Consider the following 26,028-nt stretch of genomic DNA (forward strand, 5'->3'; position numbering starts at 1 on the left):
GCTGCCTGAGTTTATTTTTTGATGACTCGTATCTTTTGCTCGCCACTTATTAGCAAATAAGTCCCTGAAGTCAATTGAGTCAAATCTAGTTGTCTTCCAGTCTGACCAGTAAGCTGAAGCCTACCCTCCAGATCATAGATGGATACATCTTCCCTTTTTTGGCTCATCACGATCAAATAATCTGTGGTTGGATTTGGATAGACTGTGACTATTATTTTCTCTACTCCCAGTGGACTGGCCTCTGTCAGCGTGAAGGTTGCTGTCTGTTCACCCTCATAGTTTGCCTCATCTATTGTTACCACTACCTCGTATGTGCCAGCACTTGTAGGTGCATCCGCTGATCCATCGTAGGTGATCGTGTAGTTAAGATCAGCTGGTTCTGTGATGACCGTTGGCTCCTTTGCGGTACCATCCGTTTCCTGTTCCAGGTCGGTGATAGTTATGGTTGCCTGCGCTTTGCTGATGGTCAGGATACCTTCTGTGTAGGTAAAGTTGTAGTTAGCCGCCTCACCTCCGCTTACTGTGATGGCATAAGTTCCTGCATCACTTATTGCTGTTGCAGCTGTGCTTACAGTAGGCTCCGTTGTTAGTACGGAGGCATCTTCTCCATTCACAAAGCCTGTGACCTGGTAGGTAAGCGTTGGTAGGGCTTCTCCAAAAGCTATTTCCTGGTCATCGGCTGTTACCGTAAGGCTTGCAGGTAACACCTTAAAGCTCTGTGATACCGGAGCTGCTGCTTCATAGCTGTCATCTCCAGCCTGGGTAGCTTCTATGGTTACTGTACCAATCCCTGTGAAGCTTAGTGCTTCTCCGGACAGGGTAGCTGGTCCGCTTGTTACTTCATAGCTCACAGGCAGACTACTGGTAGCTGAAGCTGTAAGTGTCAGCTGGTCTCCGTACGTCTGGTCGGCTATAGCCTCAAAGGTGATCGTCTGGGTTTCCTTCACTTGTTCAGTCACTTCAAAGCTTTGGGTTATAGTCTCTGCTGCTTCATAGTTATTGTTGCCACTCTGAGAGGCTGTTACCGTGAAAGTGCCTATGCTGTTGAAGGTCAGTGTATTTCCTTCAATACTTCCATCACCTGCATCAAGCACGAAGCTTACATCCAGACCTGACGATGCTGTGGCAGTCAATTCCACTGAGCCAGTCAATAATTCCTGATCGGCTATGGCATCAAAAGTGATCGATTGAACAGCTTTATCTACTGTCAAAGTTTGCTCCACGCTGGTAGCGGGATTGTAATCCGCATCCCCGGCCTGCGAGGCGGTGATCGTGGTAGTCCCGGCTCCCACTATTGTGACGGTGCTTCCACTGATGGTCGCAACACTCTCATCGGAGCTGCTGTAGCTTACGGCTAGTCCTGAAGAGGCTGTAGCAGTCAGGTCAAAATTCGCACCACCGTAAGTTTTGGTTTCAAGAGGTTCGAAAGTGATTGTCTGGTTGGTTTTACCTGGATCAGTGACCGAAAAGCTTGTTGTAATACTGGCCGCATTGTAGTTGTCATTACCAGCCTGACTTACCGTAATTGTAACTGTTCCTGTACTGCCGTTTAAGGAAATTGTCGTTCCGGAGATACTGGCTGGCCCACTCACTTTGTAAGTCAGGTCCAGACCGGAAGTAGTGCTGGCTGTTACATCAAAGTCGGGATCAGTTACCAGTTTATCACCAATCGGATCGATCGTGATTGACTGATCAGCTTTGGCTACTTCAAACCCTCGCTGAAAAGTAGCCGGATTAAAGGTTTCATCACCGGCTTGTGTGGCAAGGATCACCACACTACCGGTACCAGTAAGCGTTACAGTACTGCCCTGGATCACCGCATCACCACTGACAACACTGAAGCTTACCGGCAGTCCGGAGCTGGCTGAGGCATGCAAATCAAAACTTTCATCTCCAAAGGTTTTGTCCGGAATGGGAGGAAAATCAATGGTTTGATCGGTCTTGGACTGATCGGAAACAGTAACTGAGAAAGATTCAGTCACACTGCTATCAGAAGGGTCGGTCGCTGTGACCTCCACAGTGGCTGAACCTGTACTCGTTCCCTCATGTATGATCAGACTTGTCCCATCGATTTCTACAGTTACCACCGAAGTATTTGATGAAGCGGCACTGTAGGTAAGTTCATCATTGTCCGGGTCATCAAATACAAACTCGAGGTTGGTTGTATTGGTGGAAAAGCCTACTAAAAATTCCTGATTGCTAAGTGGGTCTGTGACTACCGGGGCATCATTGAGGTTATTAACAACTACAGCAAAGTCTGTTTGGACCTCCACCAGGCCATCATCAGCGGTAACTGTTATCGTGGTATTTCCTGTTCCTACTTCATGGAAAAACAGGTCTCCATTTACTACTGAAACATCCCCCACAGAAGGGTCACTTGAAACTGCTGAAATGGTGAGCTCATCGCCATCCGGATCTTCAAAAAACCCGGCAATATTAAATCCATATTCTTCAAACCCTTCATCCAACTCCACATCAAGAAGAGGGGTTTTGAGCACAGGGTCTTCATTCAGATCATTGATTTCAATGGTTATTTCCTCAGACAAAGCATCGTTTTCACCATCGCTGACCTCCACATAAAACTGGTAACCAGACGTGGCCTCATAGTCAACAGTTCCTTCCAGGATGATTTGACCATCAGCATCTATGCTAAACTTGAACCCGGGTCCCCCTTCTATTATATTCCAACCTGAGAAGGTTGTACCAGCATCCGCGTCACTTACTGCCACCGTACCTACTACAGTGCTTGCAGCTGAATTTTCATCAAGTGAAAAAACCTGATCGGGTTCAATCACCGGGATGTTGTCATTCAAATTAGTGACTGTTATTGTAATGGTTTGATTGCTTGTAAGAGTCCCATCATCAGCAGTGACTGTAATTTCATAGACATTATTTTCATCCGCATCCAGTGGGTTTTCTGCATCCGGGCTACTAGTAAACGAAAGCACTCCGGTATTTTCATCGATGGTAAAATGAGCTCCATCCCCAGAATCCAGGGTATACGTGATCCCCTCATCTTCCACACCACCATCCCCATCATTTGCCTGGACATCCAGCAGTTGTCCGGTGCTGTTTTCTTCTACTGTAACTGAATTGGTCGAAGTAAATACCGGTGCATCACTGCCAGAAAACTGAATACCAACCCCGATACTTGAAATGTCTACTAATGACGAACTATCTCCTTGAAAAGCGGAATTTTCAAAAGAAAACTGTAACTCATCAATACTATGGATGGCTTTGTGACTGGTGGCATTCCCACCTAATGTCAGAACGGCATAGCTACCACCCGAATAAACATTCAGTGTGGGAGTAAGCCCAGATGGTAAATTGGTTACGGTATAATCAACACCATAAATAAGGGCACCTCCAGCTTTGGTAAACAGATCTCCATATGCAAACAGACGGGCTCCCCCCTGAACTGAACCATCATCCGCAGCTGACTCCAGAAAACTAACAGACTCCCAATTATAAGCAGAAACCTTATTGCTATCCTGAGCTATGGTATAGAGCTGATCATTTTTGTTGTTAAAAACCAATCCTCTTACCACATCTCCATCTCCGGAAACATCAAATGAAGAGCCGGAAAAGGTAACCGTTGAAAGATCAAATGGAGTGGTGAGATCATACTGGTTAATCTGATCCGTACCAGTCCCCGCTATAAACATTCGTGTGCCTTCCTTCGAAAAAGTCAATCCTCTGTTTGAATTGTCTTCATCACCTATCCAGAATGAAATGCCGTCATAAGTAGCAGAGGTAATATCATAAGCTACATCTAAAGAATACTGATAAACATTTTGCAAGTCTACGACGAACAGCTTTTTACCTTCGTCACCAAAGACAAAATCAAAACCCCCGATTGTTTCATTTCCCAGGTAAAAAGAATTGCCCTGATAGACGGCCGTGGTGATATCAAAATGAGTGGACAGCTCAAATTGATAGATCGAATCCTGGGTTGTTATCAAATACATTTTACTGCCATCGGCAGAAAGCTGAATACCCTGGGGACTTCCAGGTTGCACAATGTCCAGGGACCCTGCGTTACTGGCCGAAGTAATATCAAAGGCCGTATCCAGCTCATACTGATAGGCTCGTTTGAAAGTGAGTTCACCCACCGTATACATTCTATTGCCATCCGGTGAAAACGTAATACTGGTCGGGTACTCGTTAGGGATGTTAATGGATTCATTTAGAACGGGGGTTGCCGTTTTCAGGTCCGGGATAGCCTGGATAGTTAAAAACGGATTGCGGGAATAATCAGTACTCTCTGAAAATTTCACATCTCCGGTTACCGTGCCGTTCAGGTTATTTTTACTACCATCGTTTACGGTAGTGCTTCCATCCGGCTCATCCATGTTTAAAACCATCACCAGTCCTTCGTCAGACCCATCCGACCGGTTTCTCATCATGCTGGTAATCTCTTCCTCGGTGCGCTGATGATCCCAGATCCGAAACTCATCAATTTGTCCTTCAAACTGCGTCCACCAGGTTCCAAAACTACGACCAATCGTGACAGGCTGCGCACTGATATTGATCGTCCCCAGTGTGATAGCCCCTATACTATCCCCATCAATGTATCCTACCGAAGGAGTAGATCCAGTCAAATCATAGGTAAACGCTATATGATGCCAGGTAGAGTCGATCAGGTTTTGTCCTGACAAAATTCTATAGGGACTGGAAGCGTCTCTTACTACAAATACAAACTCCTCCAGATTATGATAGAAATTCCAACCGTTATTGCTCCCATTCGGATCGTGCTTATTGGCTATTGCATAATGTTGATTGGCCCCTCCCGGTAGCTTTTCCATTCGCATCCAAAACTCAACGGTGCCCCTGTTTTGCTTTAATAAAGGATCATCCTGAACACGGATGTAGTCTTCATCTCCATCAAAGGAGGCTACATTGCCCAGATCATCATTCGGAATAGCTGTTTCGTAACCTCCTAAATATTGACCATTAATGTCGGTGTAGTTGAAGACACTATCCGCATCATTCAATGCAAGCACTCTGTACTGGTAAGACTCATTGTTTTCCAGGTCCTGAATGACCAATGTGGTGTCAGAGCCATCATCCGTACGATCTATATTCGCAATTACTTCATCGCTCCCTTCTATCAATTGCATGACCTGGTATTGAGTAACATTCGGGTCCGGATGACCCGGCCAATGCAGACTTATGCTTCCATTAGTTGCATGAGCAAATGTGGTAGCTTCATTCTTTAAGAAATTAATATTCGAGCCTGTAGAAGCATTAGTTGCCTGGGCTACTACTGAAGCATCACCTCCTGTAAAAGCAGAGTTAAAAAAAGAAATACGAAGGTTCGGAAAATCATCTTCAGGTTGATGCAACTGGGCTTGGCCATTCAGTACCAATTGTGCTGATTGTCCGTCTGCAGCTACGGTAATCTGTGGCTCAAGCCCAGCCGGTAATTGGTGAATAACATAATCAACCCCAGGTTGCAATACACCGCCGATATGGGTGAAGGTTTCATTTTCAAGTTTGATGAGCAACACACCGGAAACGGAGCCATCATTGTTTGTGGATTCAGAGAATTCCGGTTTTACCTTATACTCGTAAATGGTTTTTGTTTCCTCCCCCAGGAGGTACACATATTCACCGGTATGATCAAATGTGAAGCCCATGGGTTTGTAATCCAGCACTTCCATGCTGGTATTCAGATTTACGGATTCATATCCCTGGGTCAGGTCAAAAGGACCGTTGAGTTTATATTGAATAAACCTGTCCCGATGAAACCCCAGCAGGTATAAATATTGCCCATCTGCACTAAATTCCAACCCCTGCGCATGGAATTCCATATCACCTACATACAGGGCATTCCCATCGTCGGTCACCCCGCTATTGACAATGTAGGGCGTGGACAGGCTGTATTGCTTTACACTGTCTTTATCATAGCCCAGGATATACATTTTGGTACCTTCCTCATTAAAAGTGAGGTCTGATGGATAAGATTCTTCCAGGTAGGAGAAAGAAAAAGGATCACCCTGTGGAGTCAGGTTTCCGGCAATGTTGTAATCTCCCCAGTTGACCTGAAACTGAAACACTTCTTTAGTGCTGGAACGCCCCAGGTAATACAACTTGCTTCCATCAGAATTGAAAGAAACTCCTTCAGGTTCCGGGTCATAAGAAAGCATTGAAATGGATGTAGACTGTCCGCTAAGGCTGGCAATATCATAGGGTGCAGAAAGATTGAACTGCCGAACCCAACCACCTCCATCCTGACCGAGAATATACAGCTTTGTGCCATCTGCATTGAAAGCGATATCCCTGGGAGTGCTTTCAATCGCACTAAAGTTATAGCTGTTACCCGTATATTCTACGTAGGAAAGGTCATAAGGAGATGCAGTATAGCTCAAAGCAGGGGTCTGTCCTAAAACTTGATGACTACTGATCCCTACTAAAGACACCAGGAGAATAATCAGTTTGACCGACCGCTTTCCATTGAAGTCTTTATTGATTCTACAGGTTAATGTCTTTTCCATGGCAACTTGAATTTTTCATCCAAGCTACCAATGAGCTCATTTTATCTCAATTTTGAGGGACGAACGTCAGATTGGTGTATATGAACGACCGGATTTTGGTGATTTGATTTTTCGAATATGCTACTGCATTTTTCTGACTTGCATGAGTAACTCTTCCCGGAAGTTTTTCCCCAGGGGGATCGGTTGGTCTTCTATGTAGATCGTTTGGTTGTTAATCGCTTCGAGGTAATCCAGATTCACCACATAAGACCGATGGGTCCGGAAAAACTTGTCTTTAGGCAGCTGCTCGTGCAGATCTTTGAGTGGCATGCGGACCAAATGCTTTTTATCATCTTTTTCATGAATAGTGGTGTAATTGCCGTCAGGATTTAGCCACCGAATGTCTCTGATCCTCACCTTCACGTAGAGGTGGCCCTCTTTAATGAAAAGTGCATCTTTAATGATTATGTTTGAGGATTCTGCTGGCTCCTCTTTCCTTTCTACTTTGGTTGGGGTTCGGTGTTTGGAGAAATTGGCCAGTGCAACCTCTATAGCTGAAAAGAGATCATTTTGATCAAATGGTTTGACCAAATATCCGCTGGGGTGTAGTTTGGTGGCTTTGCTGATAGTAGTAGGGTCGGCATGCGAGGTACAGAAAATAAAAGGCGTTTTGAATTTCTCTGTAATATCCAGGGCCAGAGAAAGACCCAACTGTTCCGTCCCTAATGTGATGTCCACCATGATCAAGTCCGGATTTGTTGCTGAAAGAATACGTTTGGCTTCATCCACATCTCCAGTTACACCTACCACTTCATAACCAAGGTCTTCCAGCATGTCCCGCATATCTTCGGCAATGATCAGCTCATCTTCTACGATCAGTATCCTTACTTTCATCATACTACAGCAACCTCTTTAAACCTGATTAAAAACTCCGTCCCATTATTGTTGCTGTATTCCCAGCTACCTTTTAGCTGTTTGGTCAAAATATTCACCAGCTTCAGACCGAGCGACTTGACTTTTTTGAGGTCAAAATCAGCTGGTATACCTTTTCCATCATCTTTGACTTTCAGCTCCAGCTCTCCTTTATCAATTCGATCAAGCATGATCTGAATGGTTCCTTCCTCCTTCCCATCAAAAGCATATTTGTAGGCATTGGAGATCAGCTCATTTAAAATAAGCCCCAGAGGAATGGCCGTATCAATATCCAGCCGGACATCACCCTTTACTTCGCTTTGGATCTTCTGCTGAGACTGGTTAAATACTGCTGCAAGCTGCTTTGAAAGCTCACTGGCGTACTCCTGAAAATCAATCTCAGTGATATTATCATTCTGATAAAGCTTTTGGTGAATAAGCGACATGGCTTTAACACGATTTTGCCCTTCACGAATAGCTCCCAGCATTCCTTCATCTTCCACATTTCGCGACTGCATGTTGAGCAGGCTGGAGATCACCTGCAAGTTGTTTTTTACCCGATGATGAATTTCCTTCAATAAGGCCTCGATCTGCTTATTCTTACGTGTCTTGAGCCGCTCACTTCGGTATACCAGTCCCACGATCAGCAGCATAAGTACTATTCCTGCAATAAGCATATTGCGCTGATTTGTCTGCTGAGTCAAAGCAGCCTGGTGCATGGCGATTTGTTGTTCTTTCTTCTCTGTTTCGTATTTGGCAGCCATGTTGTTGAGCATTTCAGACTGTGCAGCTTTACTCAGATCTTCGACTACCTCAATATAGTCGGAAAAATAGTTATTTAATTCCCTCTGTCCGGCCAGACCAGTTGCCGCATTGATAAGGTAACGCAACGCATTTCTTTTGATGGTTTTGAATCCCAGACTGTCGGATAGCTTTAAAGCTTCACCAGCATGAAAATATGATCCGTCATATTCGTGGCTTTTGTCGTAGGCACCTGCCAGATTATTGTGTGCGTTGGCTATACCGCGATTGTCCTTAAGCGCTTGTTTTAGTCTTAGGTTTTTCTTTCCATAAAAAACGGCAGAATCATAATATAATACATCCTCTTCCAGCATATGAGCAAAGGCGTTGGTCATGTTGTTGCAAAACAAACTGTACACGTACGGATTGTTTTCTTCTGTGATCTTGCCAACCTGAACAGCTTTGCGAAAGTACGGGATAGATTCAGCATGTTTATCCATCTCCATCATCATAAGACCAATGTTAAAGGTAACTCGGGCCTTTCCTGTTGCATCCTGCATTTTTTCGTAAATATCTCCGGCTTCATTCAGCACATCGATCGCCTTTTCGTATTGGCTCATTCCTTTATATACAAAGGCCACCAAATTGAGCGTATTGGCCAGGCTTTGGTCATCATTCATAGATTTTTTAATCTCAATTGCCTGCAAAAAAGCATTCAGAGACTTTTCATATTCAGATAAGAGCTCATAAATATCACCCAGGTGATGATAGGCATCTGCACGCGCCCTGTCATTGAAAGCAGTAGTTAAGGCCTTTTTTCCCAAAACCAACGCTGAATCATAGTGGCCCAATCCACGATAGCTGGAGGAAAGTCGAAAATAGCTTTCAAAAAGCAGTGAATCATGCGCGGTTTTCTTTGCCAGATCCAATGCTTGCCTTGCATATATGACGGACTGTTCCCAATCTTTGGAATCGTAGGTGGAGGCCAACCGAAGCAACAGTTCGACACGTTTGCTAGCTGACTGTGCTCCTTCAAGCTTTTGCTTTATTTCCTCAACTTTATCAGTCTGCGCGATCAGGGAAAAACCGCAAAACAAGAAGGCGCAAATGGCTGGTAATTGTTTCATTGCTTCTTTTAGCAGAAAGAGTTTATCAACTAAAATTAACAAAGTTTCTAATAGATCGCATATCCACCTATCAAAAGAGGTATAACAACCCTACAAAAGCATTCTTACTCTTTAGGGAATATTAATATTCAAGTCTAAAGGCCTTTGCGAGAAACGCTGGTATAAAAAAGAGCCGACCCCCTTGGGGTCAGCTCTAAAACCTACCTGGTTGGATAGGCCAGCCCTAGTCTTTTTATAGCTATTGCTTTACAAATTTTCTGGTGAAATGCTCACCATCCAGTTTATGGATATTGGCTATGTAAATTCCTGCATCCAGATGTTCTATGCTTATATGCTCATGATCATTAGTGGCATTCAACAGATTTCCCAAAAGATCGTAGATCCTTACCTCATGTATCTCATCTCCGTGTATTGATATAAAGTCATATGAAGGATTAGGGTAAACCTTGATTGGTCCATTTATAGACTGAACGCTCAAAACATTTTCATTGCCTCCGCTAGTAGGACCTTCCTGGTCACCGGAGGCCCACATTACTGCATTTCGAACAATCTGGCCAAACACGCTTTCCCCATTAATATTTTCTCTTCTCTCTCCTATTTGCATGAATACAACCTTTCCAGTCTGATCATCGCCATTTTCATTGTACAGTCTTGTAAAACCAGTAGTATGACTCTGGGAGGCAGGGGACATTCCGTTTGAGAACAATGGGGTGATCTGATTTACTCCTCTGCCAAATTCAACCCCTGCATTGAAGACCATGTTATTGTAAATCTCATCATACAACTCCAGTACAGGAAGTGTTGAAAACCCGGTGCTTGCCCCATTGGGCAGGGCATTTTCAGACCAAACTGATGGATCGCCTGAGGAGGTAGGATAATCTACCTGATACGTGGAAATGAAATGACCGTAACTCGTATTGTATACCTGGTATGATGTCAAATTAGCAGACCAACCACTTTGCGATGACTCAGCCCCAAAAAGGTCAACCAGAATATCCTTGGACTGACCATTGTGGATGTCATTGTAAAGCGCATGATGCAGCCCGATCAGCCCACTTCCATCATCCACGTAATCTGTTAAAGCCAACTGTAGCTCATCAGTGAGGTAATTAGACCAATGCTTAAAAAAGATAGTGACATCATAGTTCGCCAGGTAAGCCCTGACAGACTCTTCATCATTCGTATCAAACGGCAGGTTTGCCTCATCGGATAGATCTACATCTGTAACAGAAATATTAAACCCACCTGCCTCCAGTAAAGACACAAGATCTGAATAATCAGCTGGCAGATTATCACCTCCACCGTAATTGCATGGCACATCATTTTCTTTGTTCCCGGCTGAGCAGTTGCCTTCATCTACAGCTCCCCCGTGCAATACAAGGACAGGGATTTCACTATTTAGCTCGGTTTCTGTCGGGTAGGATTCCAAAATATTCACAAACGTTCTGGCCGCATATGCTACTGTCTGAGGGTACCAATCCCTCGTAGTTATAACTTTATATTGTGCAGCATCTGATCCCTCAAAAGACTCATGAGCACCAGTCACTGTGACTCTGTCTGTAGATCGAAATGAAACATTTAAATCCGTGAGAGTGGATTCCGTACCCTCTTCCGGAAAGCCAGTTGCGTATTGGCCCTTTAGCAAACTAAAACCCAATGCTTCTGCACCTTCTCCGGATGTACCAGGTATTCTCCAGAAAGCTGGAATGCTCGCTCCATGACACTGCGCCATGACTGGCTTACCAGTGGATAATGCAGAAAGCGCTAACTCATTAAGTTTTTCCGCGACACTTTGGATCACTTCTGAAGACAGCAATCTATCACCCTCACCCTGTGATGGATAGTCCCCATCCACCCGGAAATCCAGAGCTCCGGTACCTCCTACTACAACAAGTCCGGAGTAGCTTTCCATACTTTCCACTTCCAGAATGGATCCATCTACAGGTAGAGCAGAAGGCATCGCATTCAATGATTCATCCCAGGCCTGCCCAAACTGACTATTAAACTGTTGTTGAAATTGGGAATAGTTGCTTCCCGATAAGGTATTGGCCGTTTCTTCTATATCCGTGTTTGACGGGACCATATAAATCGAAAAATCCATCGAACTTGCACTTCTTACTTCTACCGTATATCCGGCAGCTTCCAAAGCACCTTTCATTACTATGTACTCTGAATAATAGGTGTCTTCATGTGATACGAACATAAGAATGGTTTCAGCCAGCGAGCTTTGCGAAATAGCTGTGACAGCTAAGAAAAATGTCAGGCGAATTTGAATAAGTTTCCTCATCGGGCTTTATGGTTTTACAATCATCAGAAGTTTCGCAATAATGAAAGCTTCTTTTGAGTGTTCAGTGGTAAAACGCATATGGGTTTTGGATACCCCACCCCCCTAAACAAAAAAACCGGCATAAGCCGGTTTTCTATCTATTTAGGTCTTAGAAAGGCCTTTTTACATATGTATCACCTCTCCATACGCATCTGCAGCAGCTTCCATCACTGCTTCAGACATAGTAGGGTGAGGATGAACTGATTTAATGATCTCATGCCCGGTTGTTTCCAGCTTTCTGGCTGCTACGGCCTCAGCGATTATTTCGGTCACGTTGGCACCGATCATATGGCATCCAAGCCATTCTCCATATTTCGCATCAAATATGACCTTCACAAATCCATCAGTCGCACCGGCCGCTTTTGCTTTTCCTGAAGCTGAGAATGGGAATTTACCCACTTTGATCTCATAGCCAGCTTCTTTAGCAGCTTTCTCAGTATAACCCACCGAGGCAATTTCAGGTGAGCAGTAAGTACACCCCGGTACATTGTTGTAATCCAGTGGATGAGGATTCTGCCCGGCAAGTTTCTCTACACAGATAATGCCTTCAGCGGAAGCTACATGAGCAAGAGCAGGCCCATGTACAATGTCACCGATTGCATAAACACCATCTACGCTGGTTTTATAATAATCATCCACAACAACCTTTCCTTTATCTGTTTTTACACCCACATCTTCCAGGCCAATGCCCTCCAGGTTAGCAGTAATACCTACAGCGGAAAGCACTATATCACATTCCAGCTGCTCCTCACCTTTCTTGGTTTTTACCGTCACTTTGCAGCCTTTTCCTTTGGTATCCACTTTCGTCACCTCACTGCTGGTCATGACCTTCATGCCATTTTTCTTGAAATTTCGCTCAAGCGCTTTGCTAACCTCTTCATCTTCCACTGGCACTACCCGATCCATAAACTCCACAATGGTAACTTCCGTACCCAGCGCGTTATAAAAATATGCAAACTCAACACCTATGGCACCTGACCCCACAACTACCATCTTCTTTGGCTGCTTTTCCAGCACCATTGCCTTCCGGTAGCCTATGATTTTTTCATTATCTATTTTTAGGGCAGGAAGTTCCCGTGAACGAGCTCCGGTCGCCACAATGATATTCTTGGGTGAATATTCTGTCTTCTTGCCTTTGTCATCAGTGACTTCCACTTTCTTGCCTTTCTTCAGCTTGGCAAAGCCATTGATCACATCGATTTTATTTTTCTTAAAAAGGAATTGGATCCCTTTACTATTGCTGTCTGCCACATCACGGCTTCTCTTCACCATACCAGCAAAATCAGCTGATGCGGATTTTACATCCACACCATAATCTTTTGCATGATTGATATATTCAAATACCTGAGCGCTTTTAAGCAATGCTTTGGTCGGAATACAGCCCCAATTCAAACAGATACCACCCAGCTCAGCTTTTTCTACTACCCCTACTTTCATCCCTAATTGTGAAGCTCTGATCGCTGCTACGTATCCTCCGGGTCCACTACCGATTACTATCAAGTCATATTGTGATGCCATATTCTTATATTTTAATAGTTTTGGTCCGCAAATTTAAGGCACAGCAAGTTAATGAGTCCAGTTGACAGAGAACTCATTAGCTTTACCCTTAAGCTTACGCGAAAATACACTAATAATGACAACTCGGAAATGAGCTATTTATCCTATTTGGCAAAAAATAGTTCACGCCCGTTTCAATCAATTTGAGAACTAAATAAACTATGAAATTACTCGAAGGAAAAAATGCGTTGATCACTGGCGCATCGAAAGGAATAGGCCGCGCAATAGCCCTGAAATATGCCGAACATGGAGCCAACGTGGCTTTCACCTATTTGTCCAGTGTAGAGAAGGGACAGGCCCTCGAAAAAGAACTTGAGAAGTTTGGTGTGAAAGCAAAAGGCTACCGTTCTGACGCTTCGGACTTTAAAGCTGCCGAAGAACTGATCAACTCCGTGGTATCGGATTTTGGTTCTTTAGATATTCTTATAAACAATGCCGGGATCACCAGAGACAACCTCCTGATGAGAATGTCTGAAGAGCACTGGGATGAGATCATGAATGTAAACCTAAAGTCATGTTTTAATACCGTAAAAGCCTCAGCGCGAACATTCATGAAGCAACGAAGCGGATCCATTATCAATATGTCATCTGTGGTGGGTGTCAAAGGGAACCCGGGACAAGGAAACTATGCCGCATCTAAAGCCGGAATCATAGGCTTTACCAAATCCATAGCGCTGGAGCTTGGCTCAAGAAATATCCGTTGCAATGCAATTGCTCCCGGGTTTATAGAAACGGAAATGACAGATGCGCTTGATGAAAAAACTATTCAAACCTGGAGGGATGCCATTCCACTAAAAAGAGGCGGTAGTCCGGATGATGTTGCTGATGCGTGCGTCTACCTGGGATCTGAAATGTCCAGCTATATCACCGGACAAGTGCTGCAGGTAGATGGCGGCATGCTAACCTGATAAAATCTTAAACGGTGTTACCAAAAAGGCCGTTTAGTAACAAACGGCCTTTTTGATCCTTCTTATTGTATATGGAAAATACTTGGTATTCATTTGATGTGTCGCCGGGATGGGTAGCCGGAGCTTTTGGACTAGCTCTTGCTCTTTCCGTACTCCTTTACTCAAAAAAGGGAATGCCCTGGACCAGAAACTCTAACATCCTGATGGGGTTTTTACGGTTCAGTTCTATCTTTTTGATAGTCCTTCTGATTCTTAACCCACTCCTTCAGTTCAATCAAAATCAGGCAGAAACACCGATCGTTGTGATGGCGGTGGATAACTCCATGTCAATTCCTATGCGTAACAGCGCTGAGTCTATTGGCGAATTGACTCGGTGGATAGAGCAGACCAATGAATCGCTCTCCGGTAGTTATGAGACCGAAGTTGTCTTTTTAAGCCAAACAGAAGACTCAGTAAGCTTCAATGGTAAAACCACTAACCTGGACCAGCAGCTTCGATATATAGAAAATGTATATGAGGGCAAAAACCTTAAGGCAGTAGTGCTGGCAACAGACGGTATCGTAAATGAGGGCCAGTCACCCGCTTACCGGCAGTATCCATTTCCGGTTTATACACTGGGTGTGGGTGATACGATCCCTCCGAAGGATATAGCCATTCGCGATGTAAGGAGTAACCGGGTAGCCTACCAGGGCAATCAGTATCCAATTCAGGTAAACTTATATCAAAAAGGTTATGATGGCGAACAGGTCAATGTTCGTGTTTTGGAAGGAGGAAAACAGTTAACCCAAAAAACAATCTCATTAAATAATGCCAACCAAAACACAGCTTTTTATATGCCCGCCGAATCACCGGGGCTAAAACGGCTTACCGTTGCAGTTCAGACCAAAGCGGGAGAATCCTCCACGGACAACAACCAGCAAGATATTTTTGTGAATATCATAGAAGGCAAAGAAAAAGTCCTGATCCTGGCTCCGGCTCCTCACCCTGACATTAAAGCTATTCGAAGTGTACTGACTGAAGCGGCCAACTATGAAACAGAACTCTACATTCCGGGGGTAAGCAAGCAACCACCTACCACAAAAAACTTTGATGTGATCATCGAACATCAGGCATTTTCTAACCAGACATTTGACCAATACGCCTCCAATGGTAAATGGTTTATTCTCGGAAACCAGATCAACTATGGCCGTATGGGTGGAGAGATAAATTATCTGAGTATCAAACCAAATGCCTCTCAAAAAGACCTGGTAAAACCCAGTTACAATTCCACTTTTTCAAAGTTTGTGCTTTCAAACGAACTTCTCAGCCGCATGCAAAACTACCCGCCTGTGTCCGTACCATTCGGAAGCTATGAGGTTACCGGCCCCACTGAGATTCTGTTCTACCAGCAAGTAGGAACCATTGGCACCGATCGCCCAATGATGGTATTCTTTGATGATGGCACCAGAAAACAGGCCGTCCAGATAGGTACAGGCTTTTGGCAGTGGAGACTTCAGGAAGCCAGCGCTGAAGAAGAAGCAAAACTTTTTAACGAATATGTCTTGAAAACGGTCCAGTTTCTCAGCATCAAAGCCAATAAGGACCGGTTTATCATAAAACCCAGACACAATGATTACCGGGTGAGCGATCGCATATTCCTGGATACCGAAGTATATGATGAAATCTATGAAAGAGCCTATGGGAATACCATTCACCTGAGTATAACTAACGAGCAGGGCAACTCAGAATCCTTTGAAATGATAGACAGCAAAACAAACAGCAGCTTTAATCTGGGCACAAGACCTACCGGTATTTACAATTTTGAGGCTACAACCTCACTTGGAGGTAAAACTTTTACTGAAAGGGGATCTTTTGCCGTCCGCGATATTCAGCTGGAAAGCATCGAGCTTACTGCTAATCACAACCTACTCAGGACCCTCTCAAAAAATACAGGTGGTCAGTTTTATCCCTTCAGTGAAAGAAGTCAGATTGATGATGATCTAATTAACCAGGACTTTAAGAACATTATCCGTACTTCAGAGACTTACATTCCACTGATCAACAGTTTATGGATAATACTCCTGATTGCGTTTCTGCTGAGCACAGAATGGTTTTTCAGGAAATACCTTGGCGCTTTTTGAGTTTTTAAAAGCTAAGCTGAAAACCAAAATATATAAGTCTTCTGCTGTACACTTCTGAAGTTTTACCGGAGTAGTCAAAACTGTAGCGGTAGTTCCTGACATTCTCATGGTCGGTAACATTATTTACAGAGGCAAAAGTTACCAGCCCAAGCTCATCGCCTAAACTGAAGAGCTTGCTCACTGCAAGGTTTAGAATAAAGTAATCGGGATACCTCTCAGGATCTTCTATGTAAAACGGCTCATAAACCTGCAGACTATTGTCAAAAGATGCTTGAGAAACAGGGTAATACTGCAATCCCTCCCTGTAAATTCCATTGAGTGATAGGGTCCAGTAACCTCCTGGCTTGTAGCTCAGGTTTCCTCGGACAAAATATCCGATATCGTACTGATTCAATGAATTATCCGATTCGGCATCCAAAAAGGTGTAGGAAGCATTTCCTGAAAAACGATCTCCGATGTTGGTTTCCAAATAGAACTCAGCCCCAATTATGCCCCGGTTATCTTCGTCATTCCATCTGTTCGCTTTATTGAATATTGAAAGTGAAGCCTTAAAGTCTGGTCTTTCATAAAAGAGGTCAAAAGATAGCTGCCTGCTATTAATGGTGACAAGCTCCCCCTGATTTTCAAATATGCCGTGCTTGTTGTACTCACCTGCGCCCAAAATAACTTTCCATTTTTTGTCAAACAAGTAAGTAAGATTAGCCTGTTTGCTTAAGTAATTTCTTTCATTCAGCTCATTCACGTTTTTCCGCAAACCACCCCCAAGAATCCACTGGTCTGACAAGTAGTACTTTGAGTAAGCAAAGAGCTCAAGTGTTGTAGCAGATACATCATCAGAGAAAACCACAGTCGGGTAGTCTGAACCGATAGCATATTCATAGTCAAAAAAGCTCCCCTCTACATCTGATGATCGATGATCAAAGGAGACCCCAGCTTTGACATGATACTTCTCCATTCTTCGGTAGAAATTAAGCCCCTGAAAAAGCGATTGGTTCTTTACGGAAAAACCGGAAATACTGTAAGTATAGTCCGCATCACTAATAGCGTACCCCTGGTTCCATTCAAATACACCAAGCTCACTTTTAAGCAACAAATTAGTCACATTGAATGCACGCTTCTTTTTCTGGTCAAAATCGCCTCGAAAGGTAGGGTGAATGTAATCATACACATAAGTCTCCCTGAGCCCATAATTATAAGATTTCACCGTCAGGTTTTTCGTGACAGGACCGTATACATAAAGCCCCGCATCTATCGATTGGAAAGATTTGATCTGCTCAAGCGCATTTCTATTGAGACCTTTCAGTACTGAAGAAGGCTGAAAGTTGGTAAATGTCTTCAGGCTAAATCTTCCCAGATTCTGATTTCGCTGGTAGCCAATGTTAGCCGGGCTTACGATCAGAGAATTACTATTATCAGTGATTTCAGATTCATCTGACGTGATAGAAATAACCCCTGATGTTGTATTGCCAAACTCCAGCGGTGGATTGCCTGGAAAAACAGTCACATCCTGCACAAGCGAGGTATTAAATAAACTAAAGGTTCCAATACCATTCAGTTGCGTATACCTTACTGCGTCATACATGGGTACATTGTTTAAAAATATCCCTGTTTCTATGGAACTGCTGCCACGTAAACTGATAGCAGCAGACTCGTCAGTAGTGGTAGAAGCAGGCAAAGCATTCACTGCCAGTAAAGGGTCAGCTTTAGCAGCAGGACTGGTGTAAATTTCCAGCTTATTGATACTAGTCATTTTAAACTCCTCTGAGATCAACGGAGCTGCTACAATTTCAACCTCCATCATTTCCTGGTCCTTCGGCATCAGGAATATTTTCCCATCAAGTTTTGAGCTTATCAAAACCTGCTCATTGTAGCCAATAAATGAAATAAGAACCGAATCTTTTTGAGCTTCTAAAGGCATTTGCAGCACAAACCTGCCGTTTTGATCCGAAGTGGTACCGATGGAGAGATCTCTGAGCAGGTAAATGTTTGCCCCTACCAGGGGCTCACCTGTTGCACCATCCAAAACACTACCGGTTTTCAGCACCTGTCCACAAACCGGTAAATGGATGATAAAAAAGAAAATTAGAGTGATAATTTTCATTTCACCTCAATTGCTTTTTGTGCGGAAGGGAGCAAACCATACTTTACCCAGCCAAATTTTGGCTCAATCGCTAAAGCTTTCTCATAGGTTTCAATGGCTTTTTCCAGCTTACCGACCTTGCTATAGGTGATACCAAGGTGAGCAATAGCATCCAGATAGAGCCAGTTATTTACCGTATCCCCCTCACTCTCATAAAGCACCACTGCCACCTCAAAATTCTCGAGCGCTTTTTGTATATCTCCCCCAAACATCTCCGGCGTATAGAGTTTGGAGCTGGCATAAAGCTTCCGCACCAGAGGAATATATGAGCCCGCCCCATACGCATTTTCAATGAATGAACCGCTTTTAGGCCCCAAAAACATTCCTTTCCAACTATCATATGCTATCGCTAAACCGTAAATGGATGACAGTACGGCCTGTGACTCAGGCACTCTTTTCCCATCCTCGATAAGCTTTTCAAACAGATTGAGGGTCTGATCATAATACTCCTCAAAGCGGTCTTCATCTTTTTCGGTCATGGTACCATTCAGCAGGCCATAGTAGCTCATGGCTTTACTAAATTCATCTTCAAAAGACCTGGAGATCGCCCGGTCCCACAGCGCTTCGCTGCTGCCAACATAGGCCTGATAAGTGACCTGATCACCTTGTGCATTAGCTGGCAGAAAAGCCATCAACAGGATAACTACTCCTGTGATTGTCAATAATTTTCTTAAACGTCTCATAATGTTATTGTTTTTATAAACTACTTTATTTTATAAACTAAATGATCAAAAAAACTTAATCGATGTATCCTTTGAGCGCATTTACGTATGCCTCAAATGCCTCCACGCCCTTCTTTGTGATTTTACAGGTAGTCACGGGCTTCTTTCCTTTAAAGGATTTCTCCACTGTGATATACCCGGCATGCGAAAGCTTGTCTAACTGAACACTCAGGTTACCTGCAGTAGCTTCCGTTTTTTCTTTGATAAAAGTAAACTCAGCTGACTCAACACTCAACAGGAGGCTTACTACAGCCAGCCTTAACTGAGAATGTAAAAGGGGGTCCAGTGGTTTGAAACCGCTCATTTTTCCTGTCTTTTTAAAAGGTAGCCAGGAATAATATATCCTACAAAAATTGCTATTCCTCCTACCAGCGTCTGATCAATTGGCGAAACATTAAAGCTAATGATACTTGCGATTTCCAAAGCCAGGCCTCCGTACACCAATGGGTTAAACTTCAGTAGCTTACCGGACATATAGGTTCCCACACCAGCAAAAAGCAAGATAATGGCACCATGATTAAATGAGAGGTTGGACATAAAGACCAGAACGATCACAATCCCAATACCGAGGGCTAACCAAAGTTGGCCATATAATCGGTCGTAGTGACTTATTACCCGGGCTTTTTTACCCTGGCGGAAACCATATACGACAGAAATTATCGCAGCTGGAATGGTGGCCGACCATACAATATAATGGTAAGGGTAGTCGAAATACACATCCAAAATATATTGGCCAAAGTTAGCCAGCATAACCACCCAACCCCATAGCAGGAAATAAAAACTACCTCCTTTCTGATAGTTACTCTTAGCCCGGTGGATCATCTCTGTGATCAACTTCAGGCTTTCCGTTTGATTTAACTCCTTTTCAGACATAATAGAAGATATTTATTCGAATATAAATAAGTTTATATTATAAACTGGTTTATAAACTGAAAAGTTACAATTCTTTCAGATTTTTTTGAATCTCAGCCAAAAATCTATTCTACTCTACCAAAAATCGAAATATTCTTAAGTAAAAGCGAAGGTGTGCCTTTCTTTAAACCTCAGCAAGAAAACTACTTGCATATGGTACAGCGGATGAAGAACAATCCCCGGCTTAAGGGATTCTGGGAGAATGAAATTTGATGAGGTAACTAAGCTGAGTTTCGAGGATCTTGTTTGAATTACCGCTAAAAAAGAAAAGGGCCGTTCGGCCCTTTTCCTATTTCTCTTTATCTTCTTGTTTCACTTTTTTCTTTTTGAGCTTGAGATTAAGCTCATCTTTCTTTCCATCCCAGTCAGCGACTATCGTATCACCTTCCTGGATCTCTCCTTTCAGGATTTCTTCCGCCACCGGATCTTCCAGGTATTTCTGGATGGCTCTGTTAAGAGGTCGCGCCCCGTACTGAGGGTCATATCCTTTGTCTGACAGGAAGTCCTTTGCTTTTTTGGTAAGCTCCACCTTGTAACCGAGCGTATCGATTCGGGCGAAAAGTTTTCCAAGGGTAATATCAATGATCTGATGTATGTGCTGTCGTTCAAGCGAGTTAAACACGATCACATCATCCAGTCTGTTCAAAAATTCCGGGCTAAATGCTTTCTTCAAAGCATTATGGATCGTGGATTTCATCACTTCTTCTGCACTATCTCGCTTAGATGCTGTGGCAAAACCAATCCCTGCACCAAAGTCTTTCAGGTCTCTGACACCGATGTTAGAGGTCATGATGATGATAGTATTTCTGAAGTCCACCCTTCTACCCAAACCATCCGTAAGAATACCGTCATCCAGCACCTGTAAGAGAATATTAAACACATCAGGATGCGCTTTCTCGATCTCATCAAGCAGAACAACAGAATAAGGCTTTCTTCTTACCTTTTCAGTAAGCTGGCCACCTTCTTCATACCCTACATATCCCGGAGGCGCTCCTACAAGTCGGGATACGGAGAATTTTTCCATATACTCACTCATATCGATTCGGATAAGGGAATCATCCTTATCGAAGAGGAATGTAGAAAGCATCTTGGCCATCTCCGTTTTACCAACTCCTGTCGGTCCTAAGAATATGAATGATCCTATTGGTTTTCTTGGATCTTTCAATCCTACTCTGGTCCGCTGGATCGCCTTGGTAAGTTTTTTGATCGCATCGTCCTGACCAATCACTTTCTTGCCAAGCTCTTCTTTCATAGCCAGAAGTTTCACGCTCTCATTTTGAGCGATCCGCTTGGTAGGGATACCCGTCATCATTGCAATGACTTCAGCTACATTTTCTTCACCCACTTCATAGCGCTTGGTCCGGGTTTCCTCCTCCCATTTGTTTTTCTCTTCCTCCAGTTGGGCCAAGAGCTTTTTCTCTTTGTCCCGAAGCTGTGCCGCCTCTTCGTATTTCTGACTCTTTACAACCCGGTTTTTTTCTTTCTTGATCTCTTCAATCTGCTCTTCCAACTCCACCACCTGCCTGGGTACATTTATGTTGTTAATATGCACACGAGCCCCGGCTTCATCCAGCACATCTATGGCTTTGTCCGGAAGGTATCTGTCACTGATGTATCTGTCAGAAAGAGTTACACATGCGTCAATAGCTTCATCAGTATAATTGACGTGATGGTGATCCTGGTACTTATCTTTAATATTATTAAGGATCATTAAGGTTTCTTCAGGAGTGGTAGCATCTACCATCACCATCTGGAAACGTCTGGCCAACGCCCCGTCCTTCTCAATATACTGTCTGTATTCGTCCAGTGTTGTAGCGCCTATGCATTGGATCTCACCTCTGGCAAGAGCGGGCTTAAACATATTGGAAGCATCCAAAGAGCCGGAAGCTCCTCCGGCGCCCACTATGGTGTGCAGCTCATCTATAAACAGGATGACGTCCGGTGACTTTTCGATCTCATTCATCACAGCTTTCATCCGCTCTTCAAACTGTCCCCTGTATTTTGTGCCGGCTACCAACGAAGCAAGATCAAGCGTCACTACACGCTTGCCAAAAAGAATCCTGGAAACTTTTTTCTGCACAATTCGCAGGGCCAAACCTTCTGCAATAGCTGTTTTACCCACACCGGGTTCACCGATGAGGATGGGGTTGTTTTTCTTTCTTCTACTCAATATCTGTGCAACCCGCTCAATTTCTTTCTCTCGTCCTACAATAGGATCCAGCTTATCATCTTCAGCCAGCCTGGTCAGATCACGACCGAAATTATCGAGTACGGGAGTACGTGATTTCTCACTTCCCTTGCCGGTCTCTTTACCTCCTCCTGAGGAAGCCCCAAAAATCTTTCCTGTATCTTCGTCTCCATCATCGGTATCAGACTGAGCCAGCGGGTTCTCTGTCTGATACTCCAGCAGCTCCTTTACCACATCATAGCTCACATCAAACTTATCAAGAATCTGGGTGGCAAGATTATCCTCATCTCTCAGGATAGAGAGTAACAAATGTTCTGTTCCTATCAGCTGGCTTTTAAATATTTTTGCTTCCAGATAGGTAATTTTCAGTACCTTCTCAGATTGTCTGGTCAGTGGAATATTCGCAAGGTTTTTCACGTTGCTGGTAGCAGTGCCTTTAGTGGCTTGCTCAATGGCCGACCTCAGTTCCTCCAGAGAAACTCCCAGTTTTTTCAGCAGACTGACAGCTACTCCCTCACCTTCGCGGATCATCCCCAACAGCAAGTGCTCAGTACCAATGTAATCATGGCCCAAACGCAAAGCTTCTTCACGACTGAGAGAGATTACTTCTTTTACTCTGTTTGAAAATTTAGCTTCCATAAAATGGATTATATGATAATGAGTGTAATGGTAAATTTAAGTGTAATTAAAGACAAAACCTCGTAAGAGGATCAGTTTTGAAAACACCAGGAAATTCATAAATGTTCACTGGCCTGCGAAGTAGACTTTCGTAGCACCTCACCGGCACCATTTCCCTCACACATAAGCAGGTCAACAATACTGAGGTTAGGGGCAAAATTGTTGCCAAAGATCTGTGTGTAGCGAAAAGGTAGATATATTTTCCGTTCTTCAAAAGGCTTTTTTGGATGTATTTCCTCTCTGAGGTCATAAACGTCATTTTTTGTCGATTTTTGGTAAGTATCCGTAAACGAAAACGACCTGTCAAATTGTAATAAATGCAGACATAATGACATCATGTCCATATTCAGGTCTACCAAAAATCGATGCTTCCTTTCCCAAACAGCTCTGAATTCATCAGCAAAATATTCATAGAACGGGGCTTTGCCGTAAGCAGAATAAAACGCTCCCCAATGATCTCTTAACCAGCTTAATCCATGATCTATTCTTACCTCTTTTATGGGTGTTCTGTTCCCATACTTTACTGGAACAGACAGCTGCTGCTTCCCGTCTGCTGACAAAAACTCCGTTCGGTTCTTGTAAGTCTGCTTTGTGTAATGTGCACTCACCTCCAGCCGGATGTTCCGGAACTGGCGCAGCAAAACAAAATACTCAATACTCCCCAGATAATGGGGCTCGATCAGCAATGTCTGCATGCTACAGAAACGGTGTAATATCTCCTTTGCCTTCCCTGACCACGGTGGGCATGTCTCCTGTACAATCAATAACCGTACTGGGCTGCACATCTCCATATCCTCCATCCACAATAATGTCCACCTGATTTTCAAACTCCTCGTACATCAGCGTAGGATCAGTGGCATACTCGTGAATCTCATCATCATGTACTGAGGTAGTGATAATAGGGTTGCCCAGGACACGTACTATTTCACGGGGTATATTGTTGTCCGGTACACGAATACCCACTGTTTTCTTTTTGATATTTAATATTTTGGGTGTTTTGCTTGAGGATTCCAGAATAAATGTAAAAGGACCGGGCAATGCTTTCTTCATGAGCTTGAAAACAGGATTGCTGACATGACGTGCATATTCGGAGATCTGGCTCAGATCGTAGCAAATAAATGAGAGGTCCAGTTGTTTCCCTTTGATCCCCTTAACTAACCGAAGACGATCAAGAGCCCGACTATTAAACAAATCACAACCCAACCCGTAAATCGTATCAGTGGGGTAAATCACTAAACCACCGTCTCTAAGCACCTCTGCGATCTTCCGGATCTTCTCCTCTTCCGGGTTTTCAGGATATAGTTTTATAAATTCTGCTGGCATATTTTGATTACTCCCTGATTCTAAATCAAAAGTAATTATAACAAACGAAAGTAGATAACCCGACTGATCCGTGTTGCTTTAATTTTTTTATTTACTTTGCGGTTAATTTTCAATAGTACTATGGTAAAAGTAGCGATTGCAGGAGTTGGGAATTGTGCCTCCTCATTCATTCAGGGCATTGAGTTCTACAAAAATCAAAACGAAAGAACGGGATTTGTAAGAAAAGAGATCGGTGGATACCTCATAGGAGATGTGCAGGTAGTTGGAGCCATCGATGTAGATAAGCGCAAGGTTGGGAAAGACCTGTCTGAAGCCATCTTCACACAACCAAATTGTGCAAGAAAGTTCTCTGATGTCCCAGGCCTCAACGTTCCTGTGGTCAAAGGTCCTGTCCTGGATGGAGTTGCAAAACACATGACCGAATCCTTCCAGGTGGATGATACAGAGCCCCCAGTTGACATTGCTGCATATTTAAAGGAAACTGGTGCAGAATTTCTCATTTGCTACTTACCGGTAGGTAGTGAAGAAGCCGCCAAGTTTTATGCTGAAGAAGCTATCAAAGCAGGAGTTGGTTTTCTAAACGCGATTCCGGTCTTTATCTGCTCCAGACCTGAGTGGAGCGATAAGTTCAAGAATGCGGGTCTTGTATGCGCAGGCGATGATATCAAATCGCAATTTGGAGCTACTTACCTCAACCGGGTCCTTGTAGAAAGCCTGATGGCCCGTGGATTTAAGATTGATGACCTGTATCAACTTAACGTCGGTGGAAACACAGACTTTGAAAACATGATCGATGAGTCCAGGCTTCAGTCAAAGCGTATTTCAAAAACATCAGCGGTCAATGTTTTATTCAAAGGTAAGGATGAGCCGGCACTTCGTATCGGGCCAAGTGACTTTGTCCCACACCTTAAAGATTCCAAGATCTGCTACATCAATATAAACGGCACCCAGTTTGGAAACCAGCACTTTGAGCTGGAGCTAAAGCTTAAAGTGGAGGACAGTCCAAACAGTGCGGGGGTCATGATTGACGTGGTTCGCCTAGCTAAGCTGGCCAAAGACAAGGGTATGGCTGGTAATATACCGGTGGTGTCGGCATTTGGATTTAAATCACCTGCAGATAAAATGGCCGAAACAAAAATACTCCCTCTACTTGACGAGTTCGTTAGCGGTTCTTAATTAGCTTAATCGTGTTTTTAAGATCTGTGGGATTGTCCACGTCATTCCAAAAATAACCTGGCACTTCCACAATCTTTGCGTCATCGGTTTTGGCCAATCTTTGGACCATGTGTGAAATGGTGTATTCCTCATGACTGAAGCAGGAATCCAGCACTTCAAAAACGATTTTCTTCAGGCAAAACAACCCGGTATCGTAGCAATTGTAATCAGGAATGTTCTTGCCAATGTGCCGGATGTTGCCTTCACTGTCAGCAGATACTTTGGTTGCGTCCTCCAGGTCAATATGGGAATTTTCAGGTCCTGGGATATCCACGGCAAGCTGTAATATACTCAATGAATCTCCTGATTTCCGGATAAAACTTTCAACCAACTCCTGCTGAAAGAAGTGATCACCCATCGTAAGATAAAAAGAGTCTGCTTGCTTTTCTTCTATCCAGGATCTTGCAGAACTTACCGAATAGCCATTTTCCAGGTCATAGCGCTCATTGTGCATCAAATCAATTGTCACTGAATATTTTTCTGCCAGCTCTGGAGCGAAAGTCCTGATCCCGGATGGGTTGTGGCCTGTAACTATACAAAAATGATCCACTCCTGCCTGGTGAAAGATCCTGATATGCCTTTCCAACAGGGAAACCCCGTCAATCTCCAATAATGACTTGGGAATTCCCGTATCAAGTCTTGAGTTTTTGCCAGCTGAAAGGATGATACAGTACATTTTTGGA

Annotated in this window: 16 protein-coding genes; 3 read left to right on the top strand and 13 right to left on the bottom strand. The window is 43.7% G+C overall.

What is annotated here, in order from left to right; genetic code table 11:
• Positions 1 to 11: 11 nt before the first annotated feature.
• The 5 genes from AC3E9V_RS22165 to lpdA form a co-directional block, all read right to left on the bottom strand.
• Positions 12 to 6,497, bottom strand: coding sequence for a LamG-like jellyroll fold domain-containing protein (locus AC3E9V_RS22165; protein ID WP_488750356.1), 6,486 nt, complete (start codon positions 6,495 to 6,497; stop codon positions 12 to 14).
• A gap of 120 nt (positions 6,498 to 6,617) precedes the next feature.
• Positions 6,618 to 7,373 carry a LytR/AlgR family response regulator transcription factor gene (locus AC3E9V_RS22170; protein ID WP_488750357.1) on the bottom strand — a complete coding sequence of 252 codons (756 nt, stop codon included), beginning with the start codon at positions 7,371 to 7,373 and terminating at the stop codon, positions 6,618 to 6,620.
• The gene (locus tag AC3E9V_RS22175) at positions 7,370 to 9,256 is read right to left on the bottom strand and encodes a tetratricopeptide repeat-containing sensor histidine kinase (RefSeq protein ID WP_488750358.1); all 1,887 of its coding nucleotides are present in this window, start codon (positions 9,254 to 9,256) and stop codon (positions 7,370 to 7,372) included. The genes AC3E9V_RS22170 and AC3E9V_RS22175 overlap by 4 nt, the downstream gene beginning before the upstream one ends.
• Before the next feature lie 238 nt (positions 9,257 to 9,494).
• On the bottom strand, positions 9,495 to 11,543 hold the full coding sequence (locus AC3E9V_RS22180) for a T9SS type A sorting domain-containing protein (protein ID WP_488750359.1): 2,049 nt from the start codon (positions 11,541 to 11,543) through the stop codon (positions 9,495 to 9,497).
• A 162-nt stretch (positions 11,544 to 11,705) separates the two neighbouring features.
• Positions 11,706 to 13,100, bottom strand: coding sequence for a dihydrolipoyl dehydrogenase (lpdA, locus tag AC3E9V_RS22185; protein WP_488750360.1), 1,395 nt, complete (start codon positions 13,098 to 13,100; stop codon positions 11,706 to 11,708).
• Between the two features lie 200 nt (positions 13,101 to 13,300).
• Here lpdA and fabG point away from each other — a divergent pair, with 200 nt between their 5' ends.
• On the top strand, positions 13,301 to 14,047 hold the full coding sequence (gene fabG, locus AC3E9V_RS22190; protein WP_488750361.1) for a 3-oxoacyl-[acyl-carrier-protein] reductase: 747 nt from the start codon (positions 13,301 to 13,303) through the stop codon (positions 14,045 to 14,047).
• 71 nt (positions 14,048 to 14,118) lie between these two features.
• On the top strand, positions 14,119 to 16,167 hold the full coding sequence (locus AC3E9V_RS22195; RefSeq protein ID WP_488750362.1) for a vWA domain-containing protein: 2,049 nt from the start codon (positions 14,119 to 14,121) through the stop codon (positions 16,165 to 16,167).
• A 4-nt stretch (positions 16,168 to 16,171) separates the two neighbouring features.
• Here the strand turns inward: AC3E9V_RS22195 and AC3E9V_RS22200 are convergent, their stop codons facing one another.
• The 7 genes from AC3E9V_RS22200 to AC3E9V_RS22230 all read right to left on the bottom strand — a co-directional run bounded on the left by AC3E9V_RS22200 (position 16,172) and on the right by AC3E9V_RS22230 (position 24,130).
• Entirely contained in the window at positions 16,172 to 18,268 is a 2,097-nt protein-coding gene (locus tag AC3E9V_RS22200) for a TonB-dependent receptor (protein WP_488750363.1), read from the bottom strand.
• On the bottom strand, positions 18,265 to 18,990 hold the full coding sequence (locus AC3E9V_RS22205; protein WP_488750364.1) for a tetratricopeptide repeat protein: 726 nt from the start codon (positions 18,988 to 18,990) through the stop codon (positions 18,265 to 18,267). The genes AC3E9V_RS22200 and AC3E9V_RS22205 overlap by 4 nt, the downstream gene beginning before the upstream one ends.
• A 55-nt stretch (positions 18,991 to 19,045) precedes the next feature.
• On the bottom strand, positions 19,046 to 19,333 hold the full coding sequence (locus AC3E9V_RS22210) for a winged helix-turn-helix domain-containing protein (protein ID WP_488750365.1): 288 nt from the start codon (positions 19,331 to 19,333) through the stop codon (positions 19,046 to 19,048).
• Positions 19,330 to 19,902: a hypothetical protein gene (locus AC3E9V_RS22215; RefSeq protein WP_488750366.1), complete on the bottom strand. Its 573-nt coding sequence runs from the start codon at positions 19,900 to 19,902 to the stop codon at positions 19,330 to 19,332. Before AC3E9V_RS22215 ends, AC3E9V_RS22210 begins: the two co-directional genes overlap by 4 nt.
• 328 nt (positions 19,903 to 20,230) lie before the next feature.
• Positions 20,231 to 22,768, bottom strand: a complete 2,538-nt coding sequence (locus AC3E9V_RS22220) for an ATP-dependent Clp protease ATP-binding subunit (RefSeq protein ID WP_488750367.1) — start codon at positions 22,766 to 22,768, stop codon at positions 20,231 to 20,233.
• A 95-nt stretch (positions 22,769 to 22,863) separates the two neighbouring features.
• Positions 22,864 to 23,502, bottom strand: a complete 639-nt coding sequence (locus AC3E9V_RS22225; protein WP_488750368.1) for a WbqC family protein — start codon at positions 23,500 to 23,502, stop codon at positions 22,864 to 22,866.
• A 1-nt stretch (position 23,503) separates the two neighbouring features.
• Positions 23,504 to 24,130, bottom strand: coding sequence for an L-threonylcarbamoyladenylate synthase (locus tag AC3E9V_RS22230; RefSeq protein WP_488750369.1), 627 nt, complete (start codon positions 24,128 to 24,130; stop codon positions 23,504 to 23,506).
• Positions 24,131 to 24,250: 120 nt separating this feature from the next.
• Here AC3E9V_RS22230 and AC3E9V_RS22235 point away from each other — a divergent pair, with 120 nt between their 5' ends.
• Complete coding sequence (locus AC3E9V_RS22235; protein WP_488750370.1) at positions 24,251 to 25,306, top strand: inositol-3-phosphate synthase; 1,056 nt, start codon at positions 24,251 to 24,253, stop codon at positions 25,304 to 25,306.
• Here the strand turns inward: AC3E9V_RS22235 and AC3E9V_RS22240 are convergent.
• The gene (locus AC3E9V_RS22240; RefSeq protein ID WP_488750371.1) at positions 25,293 to 26,021 is read right to left on the bottom strand and encodes a phosphocholine cytidylyltransferase family protein; all 729 of its coding nucleotides are present in this window, start codon (positions 26,019 to 26,021) and stop codon (positions 25,293 to 25,295) included. The genes AC3E9V_RS22235 and AC3E9V_RS22240 overlap by 14 nt on opposite strands.
• Positions 26,022 to 26,028 lie beyond the last annotated feature (7 nt).

It is taken from the genome of Marinoscillum sp. HNIBRBA16962, from assembly GCF_057801515.1.